We start from the raw sequence: 2,805 nt of genomic DNA on the forward strand, positions 1-2,805 counted from the left end.
AGACCTGGAAGCGGCGGGCAATCTCGACCTGAGGAAGGTCGCCACGCTCGCAGGCGTCAAGAACACGTTCGCGCAAATCGGGAGAATAGGGCTGGGGCATGGCTCGCCTCCCGGGCCATATCCCCGTCAACGCACAGACCACCCGAAGGGATTCAAGCCCAGATCAAAAGCGCTTTAGTGGTTCGCTCCGACCAGAAGAGTCCTTCGGCTTTGGGGGATCTCTGTGGTTTGGGCCGAGGCGGCGTCTACGGTGTCGAGTTCGTTCAAGCATCGAATTAGGTTAAGGTCCATCACCGTACAGCTCGCCTGGGAGTTTAGGCTCGGTTCAACTCGCGCTAGCTGAGACTTGAGCGTTGGCCTGTATTGGTGATCGCAGCCGCGACGGCGTCAGCATCCAGGTGATGAATCATATGGCCGAGACCCGGAAGGGCGATGAACTCGCTGTGCGGCAACTCGCGGTGCAGCCGTGCAGATTGGCGGCCCACATCCGCGATCTGGTCGTCAGCACCGGTGACGATGGTCACCGGCACCTTCAGGTCGCCGTAGTGCCGTTCCAGCTCCATCACTGACGGCGTCATAAGCGCCGCATCCTCCGCCGCCGCGCGAAGCTGCAGCGGCCGCAGCATCAGCGCCTTCGGGAACTCTCGCTCGAAGCGCTCTGGCACCGGAGCTGGCTGGAACACGCGCTTGAGCATGCCTGGCAGGATAGCACGGGCAACGAGCGGGGAGACCGTGTAGCGCATGGCATCGCCGATCACCGGAATGGCTGGCGGCGAGAGCAGGAACGTGTCTGCCCGCAGAGTCGGGTAGTAGTATCCTGAACCCAGGACGAGGCCGCGCACGAGCGATGGAGCCTCCAGTGCGAGAGCTACGGCCACCAGGGTGCCCCAGGAGTGCCCATACACCAAGGCCCGCTCGACCCCGAGTTGCGTCAAGGCGTTCCGGAACAGCCGGGCATGAGCACGTGGCGTCCAAAGCTGGCGCGGCCGCGAGCTGTAGCCATAGCCGGGGCGGTCAATCACGATCACACGGTAGCGCTCCGCCAATTTGTCCACGAGGCCGCTGACGGTGAAGTCCTGGATCATCGCGCCGTTGCCGTGGATGAGCACCAGCGGATCCCCCTGGCCGCGCGCGATGTAGTGCAGGCGCACCCCATCCACGTTGAGGAACCGGCCGATGGGCGGGTACTTGCGCTCGGCATCTTGGGTCTGCTTGCGGTTGTACAGGGCGGCCGCACCCAACGCGGCGGCCGCGCCCACCAGAACGGGCGCGAGCCATCGGCGCGAACTGGAAGGGCTGGCTCCTACAGGCTCCCGAAGGTTCGCAGGACCCCAATCAGGCCCCTCGCCGGAAGCATGATCCCGCGTGACGCCACCGGCTCCCGCCGCATCAACAGCCGGGGTTAATCTCAGATCGGCGTCAGTTTCCAAGTTGAGCACGCACCTTCTCCGTTCGGGTTCCAAGACGAACAACGCCTAGAATCCCGGCAGGTTGCTGCATTGCACAAAGACAGGTTGCCGCTCTTGAGCGGCGACTGGCTATGATGAGGGAGTTGCAGCCGGGGCGGTTCCAGGCGTCCCGAAATCCGACAGTCTCCTCCGGATGCTAAACGTCCGGATCGGGTCAGAGGACTAAACCGCTACCGCGGTAGGATATGCCGGCTCTGTCGGTGTCTGGAACGATCATAGAGGTCACGTCGGGTCGTGTCCGGCCTGAGAATGGAGAGGTTTCCTCCACCCTCAGGACAGGAGCCTCCCATGACCCACGCATCCGTTGTCAGCCCTCTCCGCCAGCGCCTGATCGACGACATGACGATCCGCCATTTCGCCCCACGCACCCAGCACGCCTACATCCGGGCCATCCGCCGCTTCAGCGCCTTCCTCGGCGCCTCGCCCGACCAGGCCGGCTTCGAGGATGTGCGTCGCTACCAGTTGTTCCTGAGCGAGACCGGCGCCAGCCCGCCCACCATCAACCACGCCGTCACGGCCCTGCGCTTTCTCTTCCAGGTTACCTTGCATAGACCTGAGGTCATGCAGCAGATCCCGTTCGTGCCCGAGCCGCGCAAGCTGCCGGTGGTCCTCAGTCCTGACGAGGTCGCCCGCCTGCTCGAGGCAGCGCCCACCCTCAAATCCAAGGCGGCGCTGAGTGTCGCCTACGGGGCGGGTCTGCGCGCCTCCGAGGTCGTCACCCTCAAGGTCAGCGACATCGACTCCACCCGCATGGTCATCCGCGTCGAGCAGGGCAAGGGCCGCAAGGATCGCTATGTCATGCTCTCGCCACAGCTGCTCGCGCTCCTGCGCGCCTGGTGGAAGGCAGCCCGGCCGCAGGGCTGGCTCTTTCCCGGCCAGAACCGGGGCAACCCGCTCACCCCGCGCCAGCTCAACCGCGCCTGCCATGCCGCCGCCCGCCTGGCCGAGATCGACAAATCCGTGTCGCTGCACACCCTGCGCCACAGCTTCGCCACCCCCCTGCTCGAGCAGAATGTCGACATCCGCGTCATCCCGGTGCTGCTCGGGCATACCAAGCTCGACACCACCGCCCGCGACACCCGCGTCGCCACCCAGCTCATCCGCACCGTGATGAGCCCGCTCGATCATCTGCCTCTCGCGGATCCGCCGGCCTGAGGGGGCCTGTGCCCCACCCGGCTCTCGAGGTGGCGGAGATCTTCCGGGCCCACGGGGCGGTCTGGCGCGCCGCCCATGCCGGCCCTCTCAGCCTCGGCCAGCTCAAGGTGATGAGCGCCATCGAGGCCTGCCGCACGGCCGCCCTCGGCGGGCATGTGGAGCGCTGCGAGACCTGTGCCCA

Annotated in this window: 3 protein-coding genes; 2 read left to right on the plus strand and 1 reads right to left on the minus strand. The window is 65.8% G+C overall.

All coding sequences use genetic code 11. The features are described 5' to 3' along the window. Positions 1-335 precede the first annotated feature (335 nt). Positions 336-1,262, minus strand: a complete 927-nt coding sequence (locus ACS5Q1_RS47400; RefSeq protein ID WP_473104706.1) for an alpha/beta fold hydrolase — start codon at positions 1,260-1,262, stop codon at positions 336-338. 495 nt (positions 1,263-1,757) lie between these two features. Here ACS5Q1_RS47400 and ACS5Q1_RS47405 point away from each other — a divergent pair, with 495 nt between their 5' ends. After that, on the plus strand, positions 1,758-2,624 hold the full coding sequence (locus ACS5Q1_RS47405; protein ID WP_473104705.1) for a tyrosine-type recombinase/integrase: 867 nt from the start codon (positions 1,758-1,760) through the stop codon (positions 2,622-2,624). Between the two features lie 8 nt (positions 2,625-2,632). After that, the coding region (locus ACS5Q1_RS47410; protein WP_473104707.1) for a transposase zinc-binding domain-containing protein at positions 2,633-2,805 on the plus strand (173 nt) is incomplete at its 3' end.

It is taken from the genome of Microvirga sp. GN3 (assembly GCF_055792825.1).